Annotated in this window: 19 protein-coding genes; 14 read left to right on the top strand and 5 right to left on the bottom strand. The window is 55.6% G+C overall.

Features of this window, described 5'->3' with window-relative positions; translation table 11 throughout:
- Positions 1-252: 252 nt before the first annotated feature.
- Both QOL67_RS00095 and QOL67_RS00090 read right to left on the bottom strand, forming a co-directional pair.
- Positions 253-1,104 (bottom strand): helix-turn-helix transcriptional regulator, encoded by an 852-nt coding sequence (locus QOL67_RS00095; protein WP_283423915.1) that lies wholly within the window; start codon positions 1,102-1,104, stop codon positions 253-255.
- Positions 1,046-1,855, bottom strand: coding sequence for a ferredoxin--NADP reductase (locus QOL67_RS00090; protein ID WP_283423914.1), 810 nt, complete (start codon positions 1,853-1,855; stop codon positions 1,046-1,048). Before QOL67_RS00090 ends, QOL67_RS00095 begins: the two co-directional genes overlap by 59 nt.
- Before the next feature lie 126 nt (positions 1,856-1,981).
- Between QOL67_RS00090 and QOL67_RS00085 the strand changes: the two genes are divergently transcribed.
- Positions 1,982-2,674 (top strand): nitroreductase family protein, encoded by a 693-nt coding sequence (locus QOL67_RS00085; protein ID WP_283423913.1) that lies wholly within the window; start codon positions 1,982-1,984, stop codon positions 2,672-2,674.
- Positions 2,675-2,736: 62 nt separating this feature from the next.
- Positions 2,737-3,117, top strand: coding sequence for a ferredoxin FdxA (fdxA, locus tag QOL67_RS00080; RefSeq protein WP_283423912.1), 381 nt, complete (start codon positions 2,737-2,739; stop codon positions 3,115-3,117).
- Between the two features lie 90 nt (positions 3,118-3,207).
- On the opposite strand, the gene QOL67_RS00075 is transcribed toward fdxA, so the two are convergent.
- On the bottom strand, positions 3,208-4,680 hold the full coding sequence (locus QOL67_RS00075; RefSeq protein WP_283423911.1) for a caspase family protein: 1,473 nt from the start codon (positions 4,678-4,680) through the stop codon (positions 3,208-3,210).
- Between the two features lie 140 nt (positions 4,681-4,820).
- Here QOL67_RS00075 and QOL67_RS00070 point away from each other — a divergent pair, with 140 nt between their 5' ends.
- The 6 genes from QOL67_RS00070 (at position 4,821) to QOL67_RS00045 (ending at position 15,068) form a co-directional block, all read left to right on the top strand.
- The gene (locus QOL67_RS00070; protein WP_283423910.1) at positions 4,821-5,876 is read left to right on the top strand and encodes an OmpA family protein; all 1,056 of its coding nucleotides are present in this window, start codon (positions 4,821-4,823) and stop codon (positions 5,874-5,876) included.
- A gap of 397 nt (positions 5,877-6,273) precedes the next feature.
- Complete coding sequence (locus tag QOL67_RS00065) at positions 6,274-7,698, top strand: HlyD family secretion protein (RefSeq protein WP_283423909.1); 1,425 nt, start codon at positions 6,274-6,276, stop codon at positions 7,696-7,698.
- Positions 7,691-9,277, top strand: coding sequence for a glycosyltransferase (locus QOL67_RS00060; RefSeq protein ID WP_283423908.1), 1,587 nt, complete (start codon positions 7,691-7,693; stop codon positions 9,275-9,277). Before QOL67_RS00065 ends, QOL67_RS00060 begins: the two co-directional genes overlap by 8 nt.
- 102 nt (positions 9,278-9,379) lie before the next feature.
- Positions 9,380-10,795 (top strand): mannose-1-phosphate guanylyltransferase/mannose-6-phosphate isomerase, encoded by a 1,416-nt coding sequence (locus tag QOL67_RS00055; protein ID WP_283423907.1) that lies wholly within the window; start codon positions 9,380-9,382, stop codon positions 10,793-10,795.
- A 218-nt stretch (positions 10,796-11,013) separates the two neighbouring features.
- Positions 11,014-12,408, top strand: coding sequence for a nucleotide sugar dehydrogenase (locus QOL67_RS00050; protein WP_283423906.1), 1,395 nt, complete (start codon positions 11,014-11,016; stop codon positions 12,406-12,408).
- A gap of 44 nt (positions 12,409-12,452) precedes the next feature.
- Positions 12,453-15,068, top strand: coding sequence for a DUF6923 family protein (locus QOL67_RS00045; protein WP_283423905.1), 2,616 nt, complete (start codon positions 12,453-12,455; stop codon positions 15,066-15,068).
- Between the two features lie 21 nt (positions 15,069-15,089).
- Here QOL67_RS00045 and QOL67_RS00040 read toward each other — a convergent pair whose 3' ends face one another.
- Positions 15,090-15,704 carry a LuxR C-terminal-related transcriptional regulator gene (locus QOL67_RS00040; protein ID WP_283423904.1) on the bottom strand — a complete coding sequence of 205 codons (615 nt, stop codon included), beginning with the start codon at positions 15,702-15,704 and terminating at the stop codon, positions 15,090-15,092.
- Positions 15,705-16,039: 335 nt separating this feature from the next.
- Here QOL67_RS00040 and QOL67_RS00035 point away from each other — a divergent pair, with 335 nt between their 5' ends.
- From QOL67_RS00035 to QOL67_RS00010, 6 genes are all read left to right on the top strand, one after another.
- Positions 16,040-16,561 (top strand): putative pterin-binding protein, encoded by a 522-nt coding sequence (locus tag QOL67_RS00035; RefSeq protein ID WP_283423903.1) that lies wholly within the window; start codon positions 16,040-16,042, stop codon positions 16,559-16,561.
- A 36-nt stretch (positions 16,562-16,597) separates the two neighbouring features.
- Positions 16,598-19,069 carry a PAS domain S-box protein gene (locus QOL67_RS00030; protein WP_283423902.1) on the top strand — a complete coding sequence of 824 codons (2,472 nt, stop codon included), beginning with the start codon at positions 16,598-16,600 and terminating at the stop codon, positions 19,067-19,069.
- Positions 19,070-19,328: 259 nt separating this feature from the next.
- Positions 19,329-20,009 carry a zinc uptake protein ZrgA gene (gene zrgA / locus QOL67_RS00025; protein WP_283423901.1) on the top strand — a complete coding sequence of 227 codons (681 nt, stop codon included), beginning with the start codon at positions 19,329-19,331 and terminating at the stop codon, positions 20,007-20,009.
- A 21-nt stretch (positions 20,010-20,030) separates the two neighbouring features.
- Positions 20,031-20,726: an ABC transporter ATP-binding protein gene (locus tag QOL67_RS00020; RefSeq protein ID WP_283423900.1), complete on the top strand. Its 696-nt coding sequence runs from the start codon at positions 20,031-20,033 to the stop codon at positions 20,724-20,726.
- On the top strand, positions 20,726-21,973 hold the full coding sequence (locus QOL67_RS00015) for an ABC transporter permease (RefSeq protein ID WP_283424737.1): 1,248 nt from the start codon (positions 20,726-20,728) through the stop codon (positions 21,971-21,973). The genes QOL67_RS00020 and QOL67_RS00015 overlap by 1 nt, the downstream gene beginning before the upstream one ends.
- Before the next feature lie 36 nt (positions 21,974-22,009).
- Entirely contained in the window at positions 22,010-22,519 is a 510-nt protein-coding gene (locus QOL67_RS00010; protein ID WP_283423899.1) for a DUF3299 domain-containing protein, read from the top strand.
- Positions 22,520-22,745: 226 nt separating this feature from the next.
- On the opposite strand, the gene QOL67_RS00005 is transcribed toward QOL67_RS00010, so the two are convergent.
- The coding region (locus QOL67_RS00005; protein ID WP_283423898.1) for a hypothetical protein at positions 22,746-22,938 on the bottom strand (193 nt) is incomplete at its 5' end.

Raw genomic sequence — 22,938 nt, 5'->3', positions numbered from 1 at the left:
CATCCTAAGAGCGTCCACCTCTTCTGCGTCGAGATCGGTCCAAGGCGAGAGTACGCTGTTTTTTCAATTTGAGGTTTGAGGAAGAAATGCCAATCGGGACAGTGTGTGTCTCAAGCCAACCGTTGCGCGGATTGTGAGATCATGTGAGTTTGAGAAAACGCAAAATGACACCGTAATCCTGGTCGGGATTGTGGCCACACGCATCGCCAAAAGCTGATGGTGACACTCAAGTCAGGTACCGCACCGATCTGGTCAATAACTTGCCATAAGCTGGCGCAGTGAGGTGACGTTCATGCGCTTATAGGCTTTTTTCCGATGGGTGATGATTGTTGTTTCCGCCACACCAAGCAGGTCGGCAGATTCCTTTGCAGTGCGGCCCTTGATCGCCATTGCGGCCACTTCGCGCTCGCGGGGGGTTAGATCGGGATAAGAGAGGGCAAGCCGGGCCTGTACGTCGTTCTCCATCCAAACGCCATCTTTTAAAGAGAAGGCGACGTGCCGTTCAGTTAAAGCCAACAGAAGCCTGAAAAGTGCTTGTATTTTGTCCCCGTGCGGGGCGTCGAAAGGACCATTTTCGTCACTCGCATAAAGGCTGATCGAGAGCCCATAGTCCGCGGCGCGACGCACAACGGACACGCGCTCAGAAATTCCTGGCAGATCGTAACAGTCGCGACGGTAAGTGAATGAGGGAATGTCCCCCGCGCTTTGGTAAGTCAGAAAGTCCCCAATGCCCTGTGAACCGGACAAGATTGCTGTATTTCCATCTACATGAACGTGACGCCGATACCCCTTTGCAGCCTGGGCTGCGCGCCGCTGCCCCAAACGACAGGCTGTGCCGATCAGGAGCGGTGTGTCCCGGTCTCCCTGACAAAACAGGGAGACAAAATCGGCACCACAAGTTTCGGTCGCCACCCTCATGACCGCCTGAATGAAATTCTCAGATCCAACTGTCTGCGACAATCGGATTACCTGATCGACGGCCATGTTCACGTCGGCAAAAGGGGGGTGGAGCTTTTGCTGTTTCAATCGAGATCTATCCTTTATCTTACCCGGCAAATGCTTTTTCGATGACAAACTGCCCCGGCTTTGAATTCGACCCTTCAAGAAAACCGTGCTCTTCGCAAATGCCTTTCAGCGTGTCCAGCATCGCCATCGACCCACAGATCATCACCCGGTCTGTGTCTGGCGTCAAATCTCCGCCACACAATCGCGCAAGCCGACCGTCTTTGATCCAATCGTCAATGCGTCCGGTGTTTTTGTAAGTCTCGCGAGTTGCGGAAGGATGGTGGTGCAGTTTTCCGACGGCCAGTTCCCCCAAATATTCGTGGGCGTGAACGGACTGCACCAATTCCTCGCCATACTGCAGCTCAGCCACCTCGCGGCAGGTGTGCAACAGGTGGATCTGATCGAATTTCTCGTACACTTCAGGATCACGAATAACGCTGGAAAAGGGCGCGATGCCGGTGCCCGTGGACAGCAAAAACAGCCGCTTGCCCGGCAAGAGTGCGTCAAACACAAGCGTGCCAACCGGTTTGGGGCGGATCAGAATTTCGTCACCAATCTGAATGTTCTGCAACCGAGACGTTAGAGGGCCGTCTGGCACTTTGATCGAGTAAAACTCCAGATGCTCCTCCCAGTTGGGTGAGGCTATGGAGTAGGCGCGCACCAACGGCTTGCAATCAACCATCAATCCAATCATGGCAAATTCTCCGGAGCGAAACCGAAACCCTGCAGGACGTTGTGTAGTAAAGGAAAACAAGCGTTCCGTGTAATGATGCACGGACTGGACTTCCAATGTAACAAAGCCCTTTGGCACCTCGCTTGTGGCTGCAAGTCCTCCAACAATCTGATCCATTTTTGGCTCCGTTTCTGAGTTGTTTGGTGGAACGAACACTTTTTACCCAGCTGTCAGCAATCCTCATCAATGAGGAATGAAATTGCGGGCACTGACGGTATTCTGATCAAAGCAAAGGAGACGCAAATGTTTGCACGCGATCACATCGAATACCAACCTGCCGACCTGCCAGACCGGATGGACTACTCAGCGGAAAAAAGCCTCAACGAGGCAAAGACTTTCTACGACAGAATGAAACGGCGCCACACAGTGCGTGACTATTCTGACGCTCCGGTATCCCGTGACGTGATTGAGGAATGCATTCGTACCGCTGGCACGGCGCCATCAGGGGCCAACCACCAGCCGTGGCATTTTGTGGCGATTTCCGATCCTGCGTTTAAAAAACGCGTCCGCGAAGCGGCTGAGGAGGAAGAGCGCCGGTTCTACGAAGGGGGCGCGGGTGATGAGTGGCTCAAAGCGCTCGAACCAATTGGTACCAATGACCACAAACCCCATCTGGAAGAAGCTCCTTGGCTTATTGTGGTGTTCGCACAGCGCTGGGGCCATTTTGACGATGGCACGCGTTTCAAGAACTACTATGTCCCAGAAAGCACCGGGATTGCCTGTGGGTTTTTGCTTGCAGCTCTGCACCATGCCGGCTTGGTCACTCTGACCCACACCCCAAATCCAATGCGGTTTTTGAACAAGATGTTGGGGCGGCCTGAAAGCGAGAAGCCGATAATGATTGTCGCCGTGGGGCATGCGGCACAGGACGCAAAGGTTCCCGCTGTCGCCAAGATGAAAAAGCCGCTCGACGAAATCCTGACCGTCGCTGACTAATCCCCCCATTTGTAATTGCCAAAAACGGCGAGCCATCCGGTTCGCCGACTGGAGACCGCATTATGACCTATGTTGTCACTGAAAACTGCATAGCGTGTAAATTTACTGATTGCGTGGAAGTCTGCCCGGTGGACTGTTTTTACGAAGGGGAAACGATGCTGGTCATCCACCCCGACCACTGCATTGACTGCGGTGTGTGCGAACCTGAATGCCCAGCAGGCGCGATCCAGCCCGACACGGAGCCTGACAGTCAAAAATGGGTCGATTTAAATCGAGGGTTCGCAAATCAGTGGCCGGTCATTACTGCGCGGAAAGATCCCTTGCCACATGCACAGGTGATGGATGGCTTGCCAGGAAAGCTTGCGCATCTCCAGGCATCTAAACCTCTGAGGGTGTGGGCGCGGTCTCATGCGCCAAGTGTGTGGCTTGAAACTGCGAAGTAAATCAATGGCGGGCTATCTGCTGCGAGACACATCGGAAAGGCGTAAGGCGCGCTCACAAACATTCGCTCTCGGGTATTTGCTGTCGGATGACTACTGACAGTCGCCACCTGCCCAATGCTTCAAGTTCTCTTTAAAACCGCCGCCAAATGGATGTTGCTTTGACAGGTGCCGGGCAGTTGCCTGTTTTTGGTAAAATTTCCCCTGATCGCAAAGGGCCTCTCGTGTCCACTCGTGACAGTTGGCGCAGGGTTGGTCTTTCCACATGGCCTCGGGCAACCCCTCAATCGGCGGGAACAACGGGCTAAGGGCTGTCACCTCCAAAAGCGTTGCGCCGAGGATTTCAGATGGGCCGTTTTTGAGAGGCTGGTCGAAGTATACCTCCCATTTGACTGTCTCAGTGTCTGGCGTTTGCGTGTCTGCGATGTCCTCTGGTGGGATGGGTTTGGGCGCCTCCTCAGACGCCCGTTTTAAGGCCGATACTTCTATCTTCACCAACTCGGCAAAAACTCCGTTGGGAAACGCGTCCAGGTAAGCTGCATAATCGGCCAGCGTTCCCGACCTTCGTGCGCGCTCCATCAGGGCGGTTTCTTCATCTGCGATCTCTTTTGGAGCGGGCATGGAGACCGCCGGTTCCGTCGGTTCAGTCTTGCCCCGGCTCAACTCTTCTTCGAGCGCAGTTGCCAAAAGTGCCCTGGCTTCTTCAACGTGTTCGCCGTCCGAGTAGCTTCTCATGAACAACATGATCTGAACGGGGTCCCGGCTCGCCTTCACGGCTTGCCAAAGCTGGGCTTCCGCCATTTCCTCGGGTGGCAAAGTTGCGCCAGCTTTGAAAACAAACTCCCGCGTCAAAGAGGATGTGTCCCAAGGTGTCTGTTGGCCATTGGTGTCTGACAACACCGAAACCCGCACCTGCTTAAACACGTGCTCCACCGGGGCTCCTTCCACGTGGATTTCGCGCGCGAGGGCCCTCGTGAAGGGGCTGTTGCCCTCTGCGCCATCCATCGCCACGTCACCCGGGGCCGTGGCATACGCCAGAAATGTGCCGGTCGGGGCCTTCATCTCGGCCAGCCCGCTGTCGTTTATGTCTGGTACGTTTTCAAAAGGATTGTCGCGGCACGCATCCAGGATCACGATATTTGTTTGATTGCGAGCGGACGCCATCTGTCGCAGCACGGAGGCGGCCTCAAGCCCCACCAAATCCAGATCGGCAGCCACCGTCAGGCGGGCATCCACAGGCAAAAGGTAATTCGCCCCAAACGACTGGACGCCATGCCCCGCATAATAGAATAACCCCACGGCTTCAGGACCAGCGGCGCGCAACGCCGCACCAAATTTTGCAATGGCGCCTTTCATTTCGTCTTGCGACGCGTCCGTGACCAGCGTGACATCAAAGCCCACGTCGCCTAGCGCGGTGGACATCAAAGCCGCATCAGCCCCCGCATTTGCGAGCGGGGTAACATCGGAATAGGTGGCATTTCCAACGACCAGCGCGATGCGCGGCTCGGCGCTCGCGAGGGCGGTCAGATACGTCAGGCAGGCGATCGACAAGAACAGTGCACGCACGTGCGGCCCTCCTATTGCGCGGTCTTTAGTCAAAACCCTAGCTGATCCGCGCCATATCGCAACAAATTACAACCATTGCATCTATCGGACAAACTGCCGATACTTTTCTGGTTCGAGCCACCGATGTTGGAGGGACTATCGTGTTATTTGTCAGGGTATTTGTCGCTGCGGTTGTGGTTTTGTCAGCACTGCCAAGTCTGGCGCAGGACGCTCCGTTTGGGAGTGGGTGGCGTCTAGAGCCGGGGGCCTCCTCCATTCAATTCAGCTCCATCAAGAACCAGTCGGTGATCGAAACCTCCTCATTTGCAACACTCTCAGGCAACATCAACGCCACCGGTGCGGCAACCGTGACTGTGTTGCTGGACAGCGTCGACACCAAAGTTGATCTGCGCAATGTGCGCATGCGGTTCCTGTTTTTCGAGACTTTCCTGCATCCCGAGGCAACGGTGACAACCCAGATCGCCCCTGAATTGATCGCCGACTTGTCGAAGGTCAAAAGGAAAACTGTGTCCTTGCCCATCGAGCTCAACCTTCATGGCGTAAAACGCGAAGAGATCGCTCAGCTTTCTGTGATTTTGATCGGGGAGGATCTGATTGCAGTGTCGAGCGCCGAGCCTTTGACACTCAAGGTTGCGGACTATGACCTCATGGATGGGCTGCAAAGCCTTGAGGAGGCCGCAAGCGTTTCGATAGTGCCGTCTACCAATGTGAATTTTGATCTGATTTTCAAAGCATTACCCTCGGGCGCAACGCCGCAGTCGCCGGCCGCAGAAACGCCCTCTGATGCACCGGTGTCGGTTGCGCTGGAGGCCGAAGGTGACTTTTCATTGGAAGCCTGTGCAGGTCGGTTTGAGATATTGTCGCGCAGTGGGAACATCTATTTTCGTCCCGGCTCGGCGCGTTTGAATGATGAATCGACGCCGCTCCTTACTCAGGTGGCCGATATCGTGGCCCGCTGCCCAGATCTGAAGGTTGTGGTTGCTGGTCACACTGACAACGTTGGCTCACAAAAGGCAAACCAAAGGCTGTCGGAGCGTCGCGCCGCCGCAGTCGTCCGCTTCCTGACCAACAAAGGCATCAACTCTTCACGACTGCAGGCGGTGGGCCATGGAGAGGAACGGCCTATTGCTGATAATGCTACCAAACAGGGGCGCAGCAAAAATCGTCGGATTGAGTTCTCTGTGGCGGATTCTTGAGGCACCAAACGTGCGGGGACCTCATTGGCCAAAGGTATAGTTCGCCACGCATAGCGTCGGGCTATGATGGGACCAGAGTGTTGGGGTGCGTGCAAAAAACGCCAATAGGCACACCTCTCCAGCCCTAAGCATCGCTCTTTACAACATGTGTTGCGATGTCAGAGACCAAGGCAGTCTGCGCGGCGCCTCTACATCCACACGCCTTGCCGCCCGGATGCCGCCTTTCTCCTAATGGTGAGGGACATACCCAAAAGAGACGCGCTTGCTTGGGAGATTTCCAGCTCAACTATCCTTTGGGTTAGTTGATTTCTCTTTTGATCGCCGTTCCATACAGCCGCGCGTCCTAACGGTTGGCCGCCTTTTTGTAGTTTGATTGCGAACATATCACGAGGTCGTTGTGAAAATTCGCCATCAATCCGCTGGTTCTGATTTGAGCTGGACTGTGCAAGCACCGCTGACGTTTGAAACGCCAGCCGGGGAAGTGGTGCGGATTGAAGCATGGTCGTTGGCGGGATTGAATTGGCCTGAGGAGGTCGGAGAATGCCCACAAACGGGTGTTTTGAGCGTGCCATTCCAAGGGGTTGACGTGCGCTTTCCCGTGCGGCTGACACAGCCGAATGCAGAAAATCAGGTTGAGTTTGAAGGGTTGAGTGGGCGCCAGCGGGAAACTCTGGCGCTGTTTTATCGCGCGTTGCTATCTGGACAGATGGCCAGCAGCGAGGATGTGATCACCAGTTTGGACACGCCGGTTGACCTTGTGCCGATGGAGGAGACCGAAGAGGAAAAAGAGGCGAGCATCAAGGGGCGTTGGCCAACGCCGATCCGAGCTGCGCTGCACGTTCTGGTATACGGATTGGTCGCCCTGAGCGTCGCCACAATTCTCGGGGTTTCGGTGTTCAACAGTGTTACACGGATCAATGTGCAGCACGGCCGGGTGGTGGCGCCCATTGCGGACCATCTGCCCGCCAGCGAAGGGTTTGTGAAGTCGATATCAGTGCAGGCAGGAGAAGCGGTTGTCGCCGGACAGGTGCTTGTTCGCCTTAAAGATCCAGAAGCGCAAGGAAAGTTGGATTTGGCGCGGGCAAAGCTGGCGCAGGAACAAAATGAATTGCTGCAAATCAGCCAAACACTTGAGGCGTTGACCGCATATCACAGTGTGGATGCTGCAGATGTTCGGGCCGCCGTGATGGGGCAGGCTTATGCGCGTTTTGTCGGAGATCGTGGGTTTGAAACGTTGTGGGATCGCTGGCAAGCGATGTTGCCTCAAAATCCAATCGCTGCGATTGCGCTGGATCCGTTTCAGTTTGCGGTGATGCGGCTGAGAGAGGTTGAGGCTGCGCAGCTGGCCAAAGTACGTGGTTTGCGTGCAACCCGGGATGCACATAAGTCCGCAATTTCCCTAAGCCATGTGCGCGCGCCGACCAACGGCGTGGTGCATGAGGTCCTGGTGCGCAAAGGACAACCCTATGATCACGATGACTTGGCGGTTGTATTTGAGGCTGACACCCCCCGTGTGGCGCAAGGTTGGGTCAGTGAGCGCTTCGCGGACACAATTTTTGTCGGCATGCCCGCCAGCATTGGCATCAACGCTCAGGGTCAAAAACAAACCATTGCGGGCCTGGTGACAGATGTACAGGCAGGCGCCGATCCGCGCCGCCCTGGCGAGTTTGGTATCATCGTGACAGTGACGCCAAGTGCGATGAGCGCGTCAGAGACCAAAGACGCCTTGCGCAAGGATGCGCCGGTCAACATGGAAGTCCGCCGCCCGTGGGCGCAGCGCGTAATTGACCGTTTAAAAACCCTTTGGTCACGTCATGTATGAACCAGAGTCCGAATATGCCTTTGACAAAGACCTGACCACGCGGCTGCGGGACTTACAAACCCCGATCAAACCGTATTGGGCGCGCTGGACCTTCCCCAACCTGCTGGCGCTGTTTGCCGTTGTCGTTGCGTTTTATCGGTTGCTGGCCAATGTGCCCAATCGATTTCTTGATCCAAACGCTGGGCACATCACGGTTGTGTTGGGCACTTTGGGGCTGTGGCGGTTTGGCTGGTGGTTCACCCATTCCATCCGCGCGATGATCTATGCTCGGTGCAAATGGCCTGGCATGCGCAAGCAGGCGGATGCGCTTTGGGACGCGGGTTGGCGGCCCAAACGGCTGCACATCCAGATGACCACTTACTACGAAGAACCGTCGATCACCAAGCGGGTGATTGGCTCCATTCTGGGCCAAATCCGGCGCGAACGTATTCCCACCACGCTCTACATTGGCACGGGCAGTGCCTACGATGAGATGATCATCCGGGAGTTTGTGCAAACTTACGCGCAGGACATTCCCGATGATCTCGCCGAACTGGTGTTTATCCGGCAAAACCAACCTGGAAAACGTATGGCCATTGGCCTGATCCTGCGCGCAATCAGCCGCACGGCGGCGGACCCTGAAGATATGGTGATCTTCATGGACGGAGACGCACTGTTTGGTGACGATGTTCTGAAGAAAACCCTGTCAATGTTTGCCTATGATCCTGAGCTACAGGCGCTGACCACCGATGAGGAAGTCATCTGTTACGGGCCGCAGTGGATCGCCAAATGGCTGGACATGCGGTTTGCCCAGCGGCGGCTCGCGATGCAAAGTCATGCCTTGTCCAATCGCGTGTTGACCCTGACCGGCCGCATGAGCGTGTTTCGCGCGCGTCACATTGTGGACCCGAAGTTCATTCGCACCATTGAGGCCGATCATTTGAACCACTGGCTTTGGGGACGGTTCCGCTTCCTGTCCGGAGACGACAAATCCACCTGGTACCGCTTGCTCAGCGTCGGCGCAAAAATGACCTATGTGCCAGACGCCACGGTCTACACAATCGAAGTGATCAAAGAGAATGGGCTGATGCGGATGATCCAGAATTTCCGCCGCTGGTCTGGCAACATGCTGCGCAATGGCACCCGCGCCATTGCATTGGGCCCCCGGCAGATGCCGTTTTTCATCTGGTGGTGTGTGGTGGATCAGCGCCTCGCGATGTGGACCATGATGGTCAGCCCAATCATGGCGGTTTTGGGCAGCATGATCGCGCCGGGATATTTCTGGAATTGCCTAATCTGGGTGTTGTTTTCCCGCGTGGTGCTGTGTCTGTTTCTGATTGGATATAGCCGCCGTGCCGACATGACCTGGCCCTTTATTCTCTATCTCAATCAAGTGATTAACGCGTCCGTGAAGATCTACATGATTTTCCATTTGTCCAAGCAGAAATGGTCCAACCGGGGCAACCAAAGCACGGGTGAAGGCACAAGCTTTGTGGACCGCCTGCGCAATGGGTTTGCGATGTTCCAACTGGTGACCGCGACGTCAGCGTTTCTCACCCTGTTGATGCTTTACGTGGGGCTGATCGAGATGCCCTTTTGAGGGGCACCTATCCTTTCGCGTGACCGCATAGTCCTTCGACAGCCCGACTGACTTCACATTCGCCGGTAGCCTGAATTCAGCAACCCAGGAAAGGACGAGTTCATGATCACACCTGTTATTCTCGCTGGAGGATCCGGCACACGCCTATGGCCCGTGTCGCGCAAGAGTTTTCCAAAACAGTTCGCGAACCTTTTGGACGGTCCCAGCCTGTTTCAGCGCACGGTAGATCGGGTGATCGCGCCCGAGTTCACGGAGCCAACGGTGATCACTGGCGAAGACTACCGCTTTATTGCGCAAAAACAGATGGCTGAGATGCAGGTTGCCTGCGGCGTGTTGATTGTGGAGCCAGAAGGGCGCAACACGGGACCAGCCGTGCTGACCGCTGCCCTGGTGCACAAGGATGACCCGGAAAAGGTTCTTTTGGTGCTGCCAAGCGACCATCAGATTACAGATGATCCGACGTTTCGAGAAGTGATCTCCAAAGCCGCGCGGGTGGCGCAAAAGGGCATGATCGTAACTTTAGGCATCAAGCCGGACCATGCAGCCACCGGATATGGCTATCTCCGCGTGGAGGGCGGGAATGATGACGCACTGATGATTTCGCAATTTGCGGAGAAGCCAGATGCTGAAACCGCTGCCACTATGCTGCAAGACGGCAATTGGCTGTGGAACTCCGGCATGTTCCTGTTTCGCGTGGACACTGTTCTGAAGGCTTTTGAAACCCACGCGCCGGAGCTAATTGGCCCTGCGGAGGCGGCGATGGCGTTGGGTGAGGAAGATCTGGGGTTCACCCGGTTGAATGCGGAGGCTTACAAACGATGTGCCAATATCTCGTTTGACCATGCCATCATGGAAAATTTGCAAGAGTGCGCGGCATTGCCGCTGGCTTGTGGCTGGTCAGATTTGGGCAGTTGGCAGGCGCTCAAAGATATTGGTGACGCGGATGCAAAAGGCACGGTCTCCGTCGGCAATGCCTTGGCGATTGACTGTGAAGGCAGCTTGCTGAAATCCGAAAACCCGGATGTGAAGCTGGTTGGTTTGGGACTGAAAGATGTGGTGGCAGTGGCCACAGATGACGGCATCTTGATCGCAGACCGCAGTCAAAGCGCCCAGGTAGGACACGTGGTCGAGACATTGCGTGCCGAAGGGGCCGAACAGGCGGACGGATTCAAACGTTGTTACCGCCCGTGGGGGTACTACGAAACCCTGTCCTTGGGGCCTCGTTTCCAAGTGAAACGCATTATGGTCGAGCCTGGCGCTAAGTTGTCCCTGCAAAGTCATGTTCATCGCGCTGAGCACTGGGTTGTCGTAAATGGCTCTGCCAAAGTGACCGTGAATGAAGACGTCAAACTGCTGACAGAGAACGAAAGCACCTACATCCCTCTTGGAGCAGTGCACCGGTTGGAAAACCCCGGAAAGCTACCCTTGCATCTGATTGAAGTGCAGTCCGGCTGTTACCTTGGTGAAGACGACATCATCCGCTACGAAGACATCTACCACCGCGCGGAAGTGGCCTAATCCCCCCGGATCGTCCGTCGAGGATTTCAGCTCACCCCGATCGGCGGACGTGGCAAACCTGCATGGGAAACCATGCAGGCTTTGTCGTTTTGGGACGCCACAATTTTGGACTCTCGAAAGGATAGCCAACTGACCCTCAGGGCTCTCGAGATGACCGAATACCGGAAAATTTTATGAAAACATTCCTCTAATCTGGATTCAACCAGGAGGACAATTTTATGGAATACCGTAAGTTTTCGCCGCAGGACGCAGAGATTGTCGTCCCAGCCCTACGTCAAAAATCCAGCATCAGCGTTGTTGGTCTCGGCTATGTCGGCGCGGTGTCAACCGCCTGCCTGGCATCATTGGGTCACCGGGTGGTTGGGGTCGATTTGGATCAAACCAAAGTGAACCAAATTGGCCGCGGGCAAAGCCCGATCCACGAAGATCAACTCACCGAAACTTTGTCTGCCGGTGTTGAAGGCGGCTTGATCAGCGCAACAGATGATCTGCGCCAAGCGGTGATTGACACGGATGTGACCTTTGTCTCCGTGGGAACACCCACAGCCGCAGATGGAGGGTGTGACTACAACTTCATCAAACTTGCGTCTGACGCGATGGCTCAGGGGTTACGCGACAAAGACGGCTTTCATGTGTTTGCCATGCGCTGCTCCATCCCTCCAGGCACCACGATGAAGGTCATGGCACCGATTTTGGAAGCTGTGTCCGGCAAGGTGGTTGGTCGCGATTTTGGCATCTGCTTCAATCCCGAGTTTCTGCGCGAAGGGGTGGCGATTGATGATTTCCACAACCCGCCCAAAACCGTGATCGGGACCACCGATTTTGCCACGGCAGAGATCATGCGCCGCATCTATGCGCCGGTGGACGACAAACCCATCCTGACCACCATCGAAGTGGCCGAAACGATCAAATACGTCGACAATGTTTGGCACGCAACCAAGGTTTGTTTTGCCAACGAGGTTGGGCGTTTGTGCAAACCCCTTGGGGTGGACAGTCATGCGGTGATGGATATTTTCACGCAGGATCAAAAGCTCAACCTGTCAGCCTATTACCTGAAACCGGGCTTTGCCTACGGCGGCTCCTGCCTGCCAAAAGAGGTGCGCGCGGTGCAGCATGTGGCCAGCACTTTGGGAGTGGACCTTCCCATGATCGGCGCGCTGGAGCAGTCCAATACGGAGCAAATTCAGCAGGCCGTGGAGATGGTCCTGAAAACCGGGGCCAAGCGGGTTGGCATTCTGGGACTGGCATTCAAGCCGGGTACAGACGACCTGCGTGAAAGCCCAATTCTGGAGGCCATGGCGACGCTGCAACAACAAGGCGTTGAGCTGCTGGCGCATGATGAGGCAGTGACCAAAGACACGCCTCTGGACGGGCTGGCGAGCTACACCAAATATGGCAGCCAGGGTCTGGCAACACTGGCCGAAGGTCTGACCGATATGCTTCGGGAGGATGTGGACAGTGTCATGGAAGAAGCCGACGCGGTGATCGTGTGCCATGCCAATGACACCTACCGAGATGCTGTGCGGCGCCACAAACAGGTGGCCGTGGTGGATGTTGTGCGCCTGTTTGACGCCGCGCCACAGGATCTCGCGATCAACGGCATCGGCTGGTGATCACCCCACTTTTCAATCTTTTCAGACATACGTGAGGACACGACATGCCACCAAGCAATTTTAATCTTCTTTCCGGAACGAGTCTTTCTGATCTGCTCGATGGCTCCTCTGCTGACGATCACATAACTGGCCTGTCCGGTGACGATAGCCTCACCGGCGGTGCCGGCAACGACGCCCTCTATGGCGACTATGAGGACGAGAACCTCCTGGAGGGCACCTCCGGCGCCACCGGGTTCTCGGACTATGCCAACAGCGGAAACTGGTCCGTTTCGGGTTTGGATGGCGGGCATCAGCAGATGAGCCAAACCATCACAACCGAAGAGGGCGGTGTGTACAACCTGTCCTTTGACTTGGCGGCCAACTTTGCAGCGGGGCAGCCGGGTGCGACGGTTGAAGTGCTTATCAACGGCGAGGTTGTGGGCACCTATTCAACAGACAGCGGCGCCTACAACAGTTTCAACGCCAGCTTCACGGCAGCAGGGGAAGCAACAAACATCACTTTGCGCTCCATTGACGGTCCCAATTCAGGTCCGCCAATTGATACGTCCGGGCCGATTTTCCACTACGCTCGAGAGATGGAAATCGGCGGGCAGATCGTCGAAGTGGCCGCCTTTGCAGACGGGCAAGCCAATCTCTACCAGGTGCTGAATGGAACGTTGCACGTCTTTGATGTTGCAACGCAGACCTATGAGGTTGCCGGAGCTGCTGGCACCGTCAATGTGAACTCGATGGGCTACAACGCAGAAGACGATCTGCTGTACGCCATTGCGGTTGGCACCGGCGTGGACAGTCTTGGCAATGCCGTTCAACGGTCTGACCTGATCATGTTGGACGCACAAGGCAACAGCTACCGGATTGGCGAAACGCCCTATCGGTCCTGGACCGGCGATTTTGACGATCAAGGCAACCTATGGTCTTTCCAATCCAGTATGGACCGTATTGCGGTGATCGACGTGGATCAGCTGGACGCAAACGGCAATCCAGCGGTCACAGTTCACAAGTTACCCAGCGAGCTGGTCACCCATCGGGTGTATGACGTGGCTTTTGACGCAAATACACAGAGTTTCTACGGCGTTGCCCGTCCACCGTCCGAAGGGGCGGATACCATTCTTCTGGTCGCGGACATCTCCAGCGGCACACCGGAATTCACTTTGGTGCCCGTGACCTCAACGGTTGTAGATGGCGTCACTCTGGACGGTGTTCCCGCGGTTACATTTGGGGCGGCAATCATGGATGCAGACGGCAACTTGTTTGTTGGCGGAAACTCAGGTGACCACGACATGAACAATGCCACCGGAAACAGTGGCGGCATCTACCAAGTGGTCATAGACCCAACGTCTGGCGAGGCCAGCCTCGTGTTGATCACCGAAGCGCCAAGTTCTTACTCAAATGATGGCGCCGCAGATCCCACCGCCGAAAATCCTTTTGTGGCGGTCGATCTGTCTTCCTCCGTTTTGCTGCGTGACCTGGAGCTGGTTGCCACCACCGAAGGTGAACTGACCTATGATGACCTGCTCGAAGGCAATGCCGGCAACGACACGCTGGCAGGCGGCATTGGTGAAGACGATCTGATTGGTGGCGGGCTGGGCGACACGCTGTCGGGCGGTAACGGCGATGACTACCTGCATGGCGGCGATGGGCCGGATGGGAACAGCACAATTGTGTCCCAATATGACAGCGACGGCTTGCGCTACGATCAGTTTGGCAACCTGTTGCCTGAAAATGATGACGTTTTACTCGGTGGCGAAGGCAGCGACACGCTTGAGGGCTCAGCAGGACACGACACTTTGGATGGGGGGGAAGCCTCCGATGTGCTGAGCGGTGGCTCAGGGTCGGATGTGTTGTTTGGCAGCGCTGGTGATGACACGCTGTCTGGTGGCAGTCAGGATGATGAACTCTCCGGCGGCAGCGGAGTGGATGTTCTGCGCGGTGGATCTGGCGATGATACCTTGTCTGGCGGCGGCGGAGCGGATCAGTTGCAGGGTGGCTCGGGCAACGACAGCCTGACCGGAGATCAGGGTGCCGACCAACTCTCCGGTAGTAGCGGCGACGACACGCTGAATGGCGGTGGTGATGCGGACGAACTGGTGGGCGGGTCCGGACACGATGCTCTTAACGGTGAGGCTGGCAATGACTCATTGTCTGGCGGTTCCGGCGATGATGCCCTTGACGGCGGCGCGGGTGACGACAACCTGCGCGGAGGGGTCAACGACGATGTACTCATTGGCGGTGAAGGTCGGGACAGCCTGCGCGGCGACAGCGGCAATGATGTGTTGTCCGGTGGTGCAGGGCGCGACTACCTCAGCGGTGCGTCAGGGAATGACACGTTGGATGGAGGCGCAGGTGGTGACCGGCTATATCTCGGTTCGGGCAGTGATGTGGCCTCTGGTGGCGATGGTGCGGACACGTTCATTTTCCGCAGCGATGACCTGGACGGTGCGCAAGATAGCATTCTGGACTATTCGATCGCAGACGGAGATCGCCTGGATCTGCGCCGTGTGGATCTTGGTAACAACGAAAGTGATTATGCGGCGTGGTTTGGCAGTCAGGTAAGCATCACCGGTGACGACGTTGCACTTCAGCTTGGCAACGGCACCACGCTCCTGCTGCACGATACCGCTGATGACACGGCGCTGCTTTACGATAGTTTTGTGTTCTAAACGCAGTAAATTGAGGCGGGCTTATTCAAAGCCTGCCTCCTTTGCAATCAAGGCCGCCTGCGTGCGGTTTTTTGCGTTGAGCTTCTTGCACAGTGTGCGCACATGCAGCTTGATTGTCACTTCTTGCAGGTCCAGCTCCCGCGCAATCTCTTTGTTTGAATGCCCCTTGCACAACCCTGACAGCACTTGCTTTTCACGCTGGCTCAGCTGCTTTTCAAAATCACTTTCTGCGGCTTCTCCCCCAGAAGCCAATACACTGGCAGGCACAAAGGTTTCCCCTGCAATCATGAAACGCACCGCGTTGACCAGTGACTTGGCGCCCATGGTTTTTGGCAAAAACCCAATTGCGCCAGCTTCCAATGCATCCTGAGCAACCTTGTTTGGCGCCGTGCCACTCACAATGGCAAAGGCTTGATCAGGGTAAGCGGCCACGGCATCGATCAGACCTTGCAGACCGTTCATGCCAGGCATGCTGAAGTCCAAAAGCACCAAATCAAATGGTCCCTTTTGCTCCAAAAGCTTCATGGCTTCGAAGTAGTCTGATCCAGCTACAACGGCGGCGCGGCCCTCTGTGGTGAGATATGCAGAGATGGTTTCGCGCACCATCCCGTGGTCATCGGCCAACAAAATACGCATGGAAATGGGGCGTCCTACTCTAGGGTTGTGGGAGGACCCTACGTGGCCCTGCGATTGTAAACCAGTCGTGACACCCTGACTTTGTTGCAATTCCTGCGACATACCAAACTCCTTTTGACCTTGTGACCCATTGCGCCAATTTGAGCATCAACAGGATAACTCCACGTAAATTCGCATAGTTTTTGCAAAATCCATTGGTGCATCAGATGACCAACCCGCCGCGAAGGGTCAGCCAAACTATACCAAAGGTTAGGCGCCTAACCCGATGCCCAAACCGGTGGTCCAAGCGTTTGGGGCAAAAAGAGGTACGCCATACAATCAACCGGAGTGTCTCAATGGAACGTTTCAAAAAACTGCTCGCCACCCCCTCCACGCCAAGCGTTTTGACCGGTGTCATTCTGTTTGCAATGGTGGCCTCCCAAGCCATGTCCGATACCATTCTGACTGTCACCGGCGATGTCGCCGACGCCTCCGAAGGCTCCCTATGGCAGTTTGAAGAAAATGACCTGCGCGCGTTGCCTTTGGCGCAGTTTGAAACGGACACCATTTGGACTGAAGGAACGCAGATATTTGAAGGTGTTTCCCTGTCTGATTTGCTCACCCATGTCGGTGCAAGCAATGGCACCCTTTTGGCGACAGCCGCAAACGACTACACCGTCTCTATCCCAACATCTGACGCTGTTGAGAACGGCCCCATCATTGCCTTTTTGCGCAACGGTGAAAAAATGTCCTTGCGTGACAAAGGCCCTTTGTGGATCGTTTACCCATTCGCAGGTAACGACACCTATAAAACAGAAGAGTATTATTCCCGCAGTATTTGGCAGCTCGATCGTATTGAGGTGGTTGCCGATGAGTGATTTGAGGCCCCCATCACGCACATCAGGAACCTCCTTATGAATGGCAGATGGCCGTTTGTCCTTTTTGCAGGCTTGCTTCTGGCAAGCTTGCTATTGGTTGGTGGTCTGGGCCGGACAGTGTTTGCCGACTTGCGGGTTTTGTCTACGGCGCAAAACGATGATGTGAGCTGGACCATGTCTCAGCTTGAGGTGGAGTTGCTCAGGCTGCAGAATGCGGTGCTGTCAGCGCAAGCGGATGACGCTGCCGGGCTTGGCGAAGTCCGCAAACGTTTTGATATCTTCTACAGCCGCATCACGACCACCCGACAAAGCGCTTTTTTTTCGGCCTTGGCTGAAGATACCACTGTGTCTGAAAGTACGGCGGCGGCCATAGGCTTTTTGGATAGTGGCATTCCGCGAATTGACGGATCGGATGAGAGGCTGCGAGCTTATCTGCCAATGATGCTTTCAAATATAGACGCGTTGCGGCCCAAAGTCCGGGCTCTGGCGCTGGCGGGTGTTGACCACTTCACCACTCAGGAAACCACAGATCGAAATCGTCTCTCGGTCACATTGCAGCGCTTGGCATATGGTCTGACCGCATTGATTGCGGTGCTGTTTTTGGCGCTGGCCAGTCTGATCCAGCTTTACCGCCAAGGCCAACGGGCGTCACAAAAAAGAGAACAGGCACGGGCGCGTTTTGAGGCCGTTGTATCGTCTTCACTGAATGCAGTTTTGGTGGCGGACACGCGTGGCAATATAGTGGAGTTCAATGGCGCTGCGGAGACAGTTTTTGGCTATACACGCGAGGAAGCGCTGGGCGAGGACATGTCAGAGCTAATCATTCCGGAAGAACTGAGAGAAGCACATCGTGAGGGGCTGAAACGGTTTGTCCGAACCGGTAAAAAAAGGGTCATTGGCGCTGGACGTGTTCGTCTTAAAGGGATGCGAAAAGGTGGGGAAGTGTTCCCTGTTGAGCTGTCTATCTCTTTATCTGAAGCGAGTGGTGAAACAGTGTTTGTGTCTTTCCTGCGCGACATCACCAGCGAACTAAAAGCCGAAGAGGACCTCAAAGACGCGCTTGAAAAGGCGCAGGTTGGTGAGCAAGCCAAATCCAACCTTCTCACTGTTATGAGCCACGAAATGCGCACGCCCTTGAACGGCATCCTTGGGTCACTTGAGCTGATGGATCAATCAGACCTCAGTAATGTGCAAAAGCGGCATCTTGCTTCAATTGGGATTTCTGGTGAGCTGTTGCTCTCCCATGTAAATGACGTGCTTGATCTGTCTTCTTTGAGCTCTGCGGAAGAGATGCCAAAGCAAGCCCCGTTCAATCTGAAGGAGCTGATTCAAGACGTTGTAGAAAGTCTGCAAGGGAATGCCACCCAGTCTCAAAATGCGCTGTCCGTCGATTTTCTGACACCAGATTTGGGACCGGTCACCGGGGATCGTGGGTCATTGCAAAGGTGCGTGGTGAACTTGGTAGGCAACGCGCTTAAGTTCACGCGCGGCGGGTCTGTGGCAATAGAAGTTGAGCGTTTGGCTGGTACGGACTTCATTGAGTTTCGTGTGGCTGATACCGGGGTTGGCATTGCGCCGGAAAACCTCAGTCGGATCTTTGAAGAGTTTGTCACAATCGACACTTCGTTTGATCGTGAAAACTCGGGCACTGGGCTGGGACTTGCAATCACCAAACGACTGATCGAGCGCAATGGCGGGGAATTGGAGGCGGATAGTCTGTTGGGAGAGGGGAGTTTGTTCACTTTCAGGCTGCCGTTGCCGCCTGTTGACGATGCGCACATCCCGGCGAACACCGGTGCTCAGTCGCTGCCTGCCCTTCCTGAGGGGTTTCAGGCCCTTGTTGTGGATGACAACGACATCAATCGCGAAATCCTCGTCGATATTGTGCGTGAACTTGGCGGTTACTCGCATGAAGCCAGCAACGGGTACGATGCCATTGATCTCTGTGCGGAGCAGGAATTTGATGTCTTGCTGTTGGACATCAGTATGCCGGGGATTGACGGTCTTGAAACGCTGAAGCGGATCAGAGGTGCGGCAGTCCGCAACACGTCAACACCAGCGATTGCGGTGACCGCTCACGCGTCAACTTCCGATCACGAGGCGATACTTGCGCATGATTTTCAGAGTTTAATCCTGAAGCCTGTGCGCCGGGCCGCAATCCACAGCACTCTTGCAGAGACCTTTGGTGTGGCAGGCGTCAACCTGACCAGCACAAGCTGGCCTCAAGAAGAGCCAGAGTTTTTGAAACGGTTTGGACTTGAGAGATATACCGCAGCCATGCAGGAAACGCTGGATGAAATTTCCCTGTTCCTTAAGGACAAAAACGAGTCCGACCCTCTCACACAACCTGACAGACTGGAGGCGCACCGTTTGTCAGGCTCCGCAGCGGTGCTGGGGTGGATGGATCTTTGGCATGCCTTTCAGGCGATTCAGAACGCTCCCGAGACCCAATGGGGCGCCCATCTCAAACGTCTGCGGGCAGAGTTTGAAAGAGTGTTTCCAGAATAGATCGGATCTTTTCCGATATAAGTAGGGATGGCAATTTGATGCCCAAATCGCGCTGGTAATCTGATTTTTCGGGGAAAGCTGCCCCTCCAATTGTGACAGATAATTGCCACCGACACGGAGAGGCTGAGCCGATTGGCCTAGGCTTGGAGTTGTCTTGGCGCTTTCTTGCCCCAAAAGTACACATCTCCCGCTTGCATTTTGATATATAATAACATAACGAACTAGATGTTCCTATTTGCCTTAATCCTGGAGACCTCCCATGACATTCAAGCAGGCTTTGCTGTGTTCCACATTGATTGCTCTAGCTGCGCCTGCGGTGAGCGAAGAGACGCGCGCACTTGGCGCCCATGAGCACGGTCACGGCGGTTTGAACATTGCGGTGGACGGGGACGTGCTGGTGATCGAACTTATTGCACCGGGTTTTGACATTGTTGGGTTTGAGTACACCGCAAAATCGGATGAAGACAAAGCGGCAATTGAGGCAGGTCTTGCCAAGCTTTCTGATCCCTTGACTCTCTTTGGCATGCCGGATGGCGCAAACTGCACGGTAACCAGTGCTGAGGCAGACCTGCACAGCGAAGACGAACATCATGATGACGACCATGATGACCACGGGGACAACGACCACGGTGAGCATGCTGATGACCATGCGGACCATGATGACCATGAAAAAGATCATGACGAACATGATGATCACGCAGCCGAGGGCCATGAGGATCATGATGACCACGATCACGACGATCATGGCGAAGAAAACCACAGTGAGTTCCACGCAGACTATCAATTCACCTGCGCAAACCCTGCGGAGCTGACCAGCATCGAGCTCACATACTTTGTGCAATTTCCAAATGCCAAAGAGCTGGATGTTCAGCTTGTGACCGACGCCGGGGCCAGTAAGGTGGAGGCAACCGCCGCCGCGCCGGTTGTAACACTTAACTAAAATCCGGGCTATAAGACACAGATGAAGGCCGCAATAGAACTCAAAGATGTGGCCTTCACCTGGCAAGGTCGGACGCAGTTCACGCTGTCCGTGCCCAATCTCGATGTGGTTGAGGGCGAGAAGCTTTTCCTGCTGGGGCAAAGTGGCACTGGGAAATCCACTTTGCTCAGCCTGATCTGTGGCATCACCCAACCGCAACGCGGCACAGTGGTGGTGGATGGGGTCGACCTTGCGGCTTTGCGGCCCTCGGCACGGGATAGGCTGCGCGCGGAGCGCATCGGCGTGATCTTTCAAATGTTCAATTTGCTGCCCTATGCCTCGCCGCTGGAAAACATCCTGTTGCAACTCTCCTTTGCGCCTGAGCGCCGCAAGCGTCTGGGCAACGCCCAAGACGAGGCGCTGCGTTTGACCGCCGCTTTGGGGTTGGATGATCAACTGGTGTTAAATGCACAAACAACCGAGCTCAGCATTGGGCAGCAACAGCGCGTTGCCGCCGCCCGTGCGCTTATCGGTCGCCCACAATTGATCATCGCAGACGAGCCGACCTCCGCACTGGACGCCAACAGCCAGACCGCCTTTTTGGATCTCTTGATGGCCCAGGCTGAGGAGGCGGGCGCAACGTTGGTGATGGTCAGCCATGACGCCAGATTGGCGAATAGTTTTGATCGCACTTTGGATCTGGCTGACATTGCGTCAACCAAGAGGCGCGCGTCATGATCCTGCTGCGCCTTGCCCTGAAATCTTTGCTCAGCCGCACGGTGACGGTCAGCCTGACGATTTTTGCTATCGCGCTCTCCGTTGCGCTGTTCTTGGGAGTCGAAAAACTGCGCACCGGAGCCAAAGCCAGTTTTGCCGATACCATTTCCGGCACTGACCTGATTGTTGGCGCGCGCTCCGGCGGTGTGCAGTTATTGCTCTATTCAGTGTTCCGCGTGGGCAATGCCACCAACAATGTCACCTGGCAAAGCTATCAGGACATTGCCAACCGTCCAGAAGTGAACTGGAGCGTGCCGCTCTCGTTGGGTGACAGCCATCGCGGCTTTCGGGTGTTGGGCACCACGCCGGAGTTTTTTGAGCGCTACAAGTACCGGGGTGGACGGTCTGTGGATTTTACGGACGGCACTGCGTTTTCCGATCTTTTTGATGCGGTGGTGGGTGCAGATGTCGCCGCCGCGCTGGGCTACCAGCTGGGTGATCAGATTGTTGTGAGCCACGGCGTGGCTTCGTTCACAGAACATGACGACAAACCCTTCCAAATTTCCGGTGTGCTCAAAAAAACCGGCACACCCGTGGACCGCACCGTCTTTGTCAGCTTGGAGGCGATCGAGGCCATTCATATTGACTGGCAGGGTGGCGGGCGCGCGCAAAACACCATCAGCGCCGATGAAGTCCGCCAGATGCAGCTCACCCCCAAGGCGGTGACCGCTGCCATGATCGGCACAAACACACGCCTGCAAATCTTCGGCCTGCAGCGTTGGATCAATGAATACGCGCAAGAGCCATTGCTGGCCATCTTGCCGGGCGTCGCGCTCAGCGAACTCTGGAGCCTGATTGGCGTGGCGGAGTCTGCTTTGGTGGCGGTCTCGGTTATGGTGGTGATCACCGCTTTGCTGGGCATGGCCGCGATGATCTTCTCTGGCCTCAACGAACGTCGTCGGGAAATGGCACTTCTGCGCGCCATTGGTGCGCGACCATGGACCGTTATGCTCCTGCTCACCACCGAGGCCGCGCTGATGAGTCTCACCGCTGTCGCGTTGGGCATGGGCCTGCTTTACACAGGATTGTGGGTTGCGCGGTCGCGCATCGATGCCGCATTTGGTCTCTATATAGAGATCACCCCGCCAAGTCCGCGAGAATGGCTGGTGCTGTGTGGCGTGATCTTGTCGGGCATCATTGTGAGTCTGCTGCCTGCGATCCGCGCCTACTTCCTGTCCCTGGCGGATGGCATGCAGGTGAAACACTAAGGCCTAAGGACCAACAGACCTCAAAGGAGCTTCCCCATGACATCCCGCCGCCGCTTCCTGGCCAGTTTCGCAGCGCTCACTGCCACAGGTGTGGTGCCAGCCACCGCTGCGGATGTGGTGGACCTGGATTGGAAAGATCTTGTGCCCGCTGGGGACACCGGAAAGCTGTTGGACCAACTGCGTGGCATGGGGGTCGTGGAGCACGGCCAGTTGACCACCGGCTTTGATCAGGAAGAAGCCCGCGCGGTGACGGAGGCGTATAATGGCCAAACCGTGCGTATTCCCGGATTTGTGGTGCCTTTAGATTTTGGCGCGTCTGGCGTCACCGAGTTCATTCTTGCGCCCTTTGTCGGTGCTTGCATCCACGTTCCGCCGCCGCCAGCCAATCAATTGGTCCTGGTCACGGCCAAGAAGCCTTATGGCATCACCGACCTGTTTGACCCGGTGGAGGTCACCGGGCTGTTTGACACCGCCGCCACGTCTACAGGCCTTGCGGAAGTGGGCTACACCCTGACCAAAGCCAAAGTCCGGGCGTACAAAGGGTAGGGGGCAACCCCGTGGCCCGCTGTGTTCACCGTTCAGAAACGGCATCTTTCCTGCCGTATTTGAGCACCGTTGCGATGCAGCTGCGAAACAGACGTATTACCGACGTGTTTTTTGGCGGGATTTGTTTGGTTAAGGCGTGTTTGTTTTTGGTGTTGCGGTGAGAGTCTTTGGTGAGTCTTGCGGTGAGTCTGCCTTGAGTCTGTGGATAAGTGTCGGTTTGCTTGAATTATGCGCTGTGTTTGTTTGATTTCTTGTTTTTGTGTGTTGGGGTGTTCTGTTTAGGGTGTTGATATTGTTGAGTTTTTGAGAAAGTTGGTGTGTTTTTGCGGAAAGTTGAAAAAAGCGCTTGCGGCTTTGTTGGTATAACCTTAGAACCCCCTTCACCGGCGGCGCTGAGGCGCACAACGGCGGGACGGACT

The organism is Shimia sagamensis, assembly GCF_900182745.1.
GTDB lineage: Bacteria > Pseudomonadota > Alphaproteobacteria > Rhodobacterales > Rhodobacteraceae > Shimia > Shimia sagamensis.
This window is presented reverse-complemented; position numbering and strand designations above follow the sequence as displayed.

Coding starts and splice junctions, on each gene's coding strand:
- zrgA (WP_283423901.1), top strand. CDS start 19,329: ATGACATTCAAGCAGGCTTTGCTGTGTTCCACATTGATTGCTCTAGCT.
- QOL67_RS00090 (WP_283423914.1), bottom strand. CDS start 1,855: ATGGATCAGATTGTTGGAGGACTTGCAGCCACAAGCGAGGTGCCAAAG.
- QOL67_RS00060 (WP_283423908.1), top strand. CDS start 7,691: ATGTATGAACCAGAGTCCGAATATGCCTTTGACAAAGACCTGACCACG.
- QOL67_RS00050 (WP_283423906.1), top strand. CDS start 11,014: ATGGAATACCGTAAGTTTTCGCCGCAGGACGCAGAGATTGTCGTCCCA.
- QOL67_RS00040 (WP_283423904.1), bottom strand. CDS start 15,704: ATGCGTATTTTGTTGGCCGATGACCACGGGATGGTGCGCGAAACCATC.
- QOL67_RS00020 (WP_283423900.1), top strand. CDS start 20,031: ATGAAGGCCGCAATAGAACTCAAAGATGTGGCCTTCACCTGGCAAGGT.
- QOL67_RS00055 (WP_283423907.1), top strand. CDS start 9,380: ATGATCACACCTGTTATTCTCGCTGGAGGATCCGGCACACGCCTATGG.
- QOL67_RS00030 (WP_283423902.1), top strand. CDS start 16,598: ATGAATGGCAGATGGCCGTTTGTCCTTTTTGCAGGCTTGCTTCTGGCA.
- fdxA (WP_283423912.1), top strand. CDS start 2,737: ATGACCTATGTTGTCACTGAAAACTGCATAGCGTGTAAATTTACTGAT.
- QOL67_RS00035 (WP_283423903.1), top strand. CDS start 16,040: ATGGAACGTTTCAAAAAACTGCTCGCCACCCCCTCCACGCCAAGCGTT.
- QOL67_RS00045 (WP_283423905.1), top strand. CDS start 12,453: ATGCCACCAAGCAATTTTAATCTTCTTTCCGGAACGAGTCTTTCTGAT.
- QOL67_RS00010 (WP_283423899.1), top strand. CDS start 22,010: ATGACATCCCGCCGCCGCTTCCTGGCCAGTTTCGCAGCGCTCACTGCC.
- QOL67_RS00085 (WP_283423913.1), top strand. CDS start 1,982: ATGTTTGCACGCGATCACATCGAATACCAACCTGCCGACCTGCCAGAC.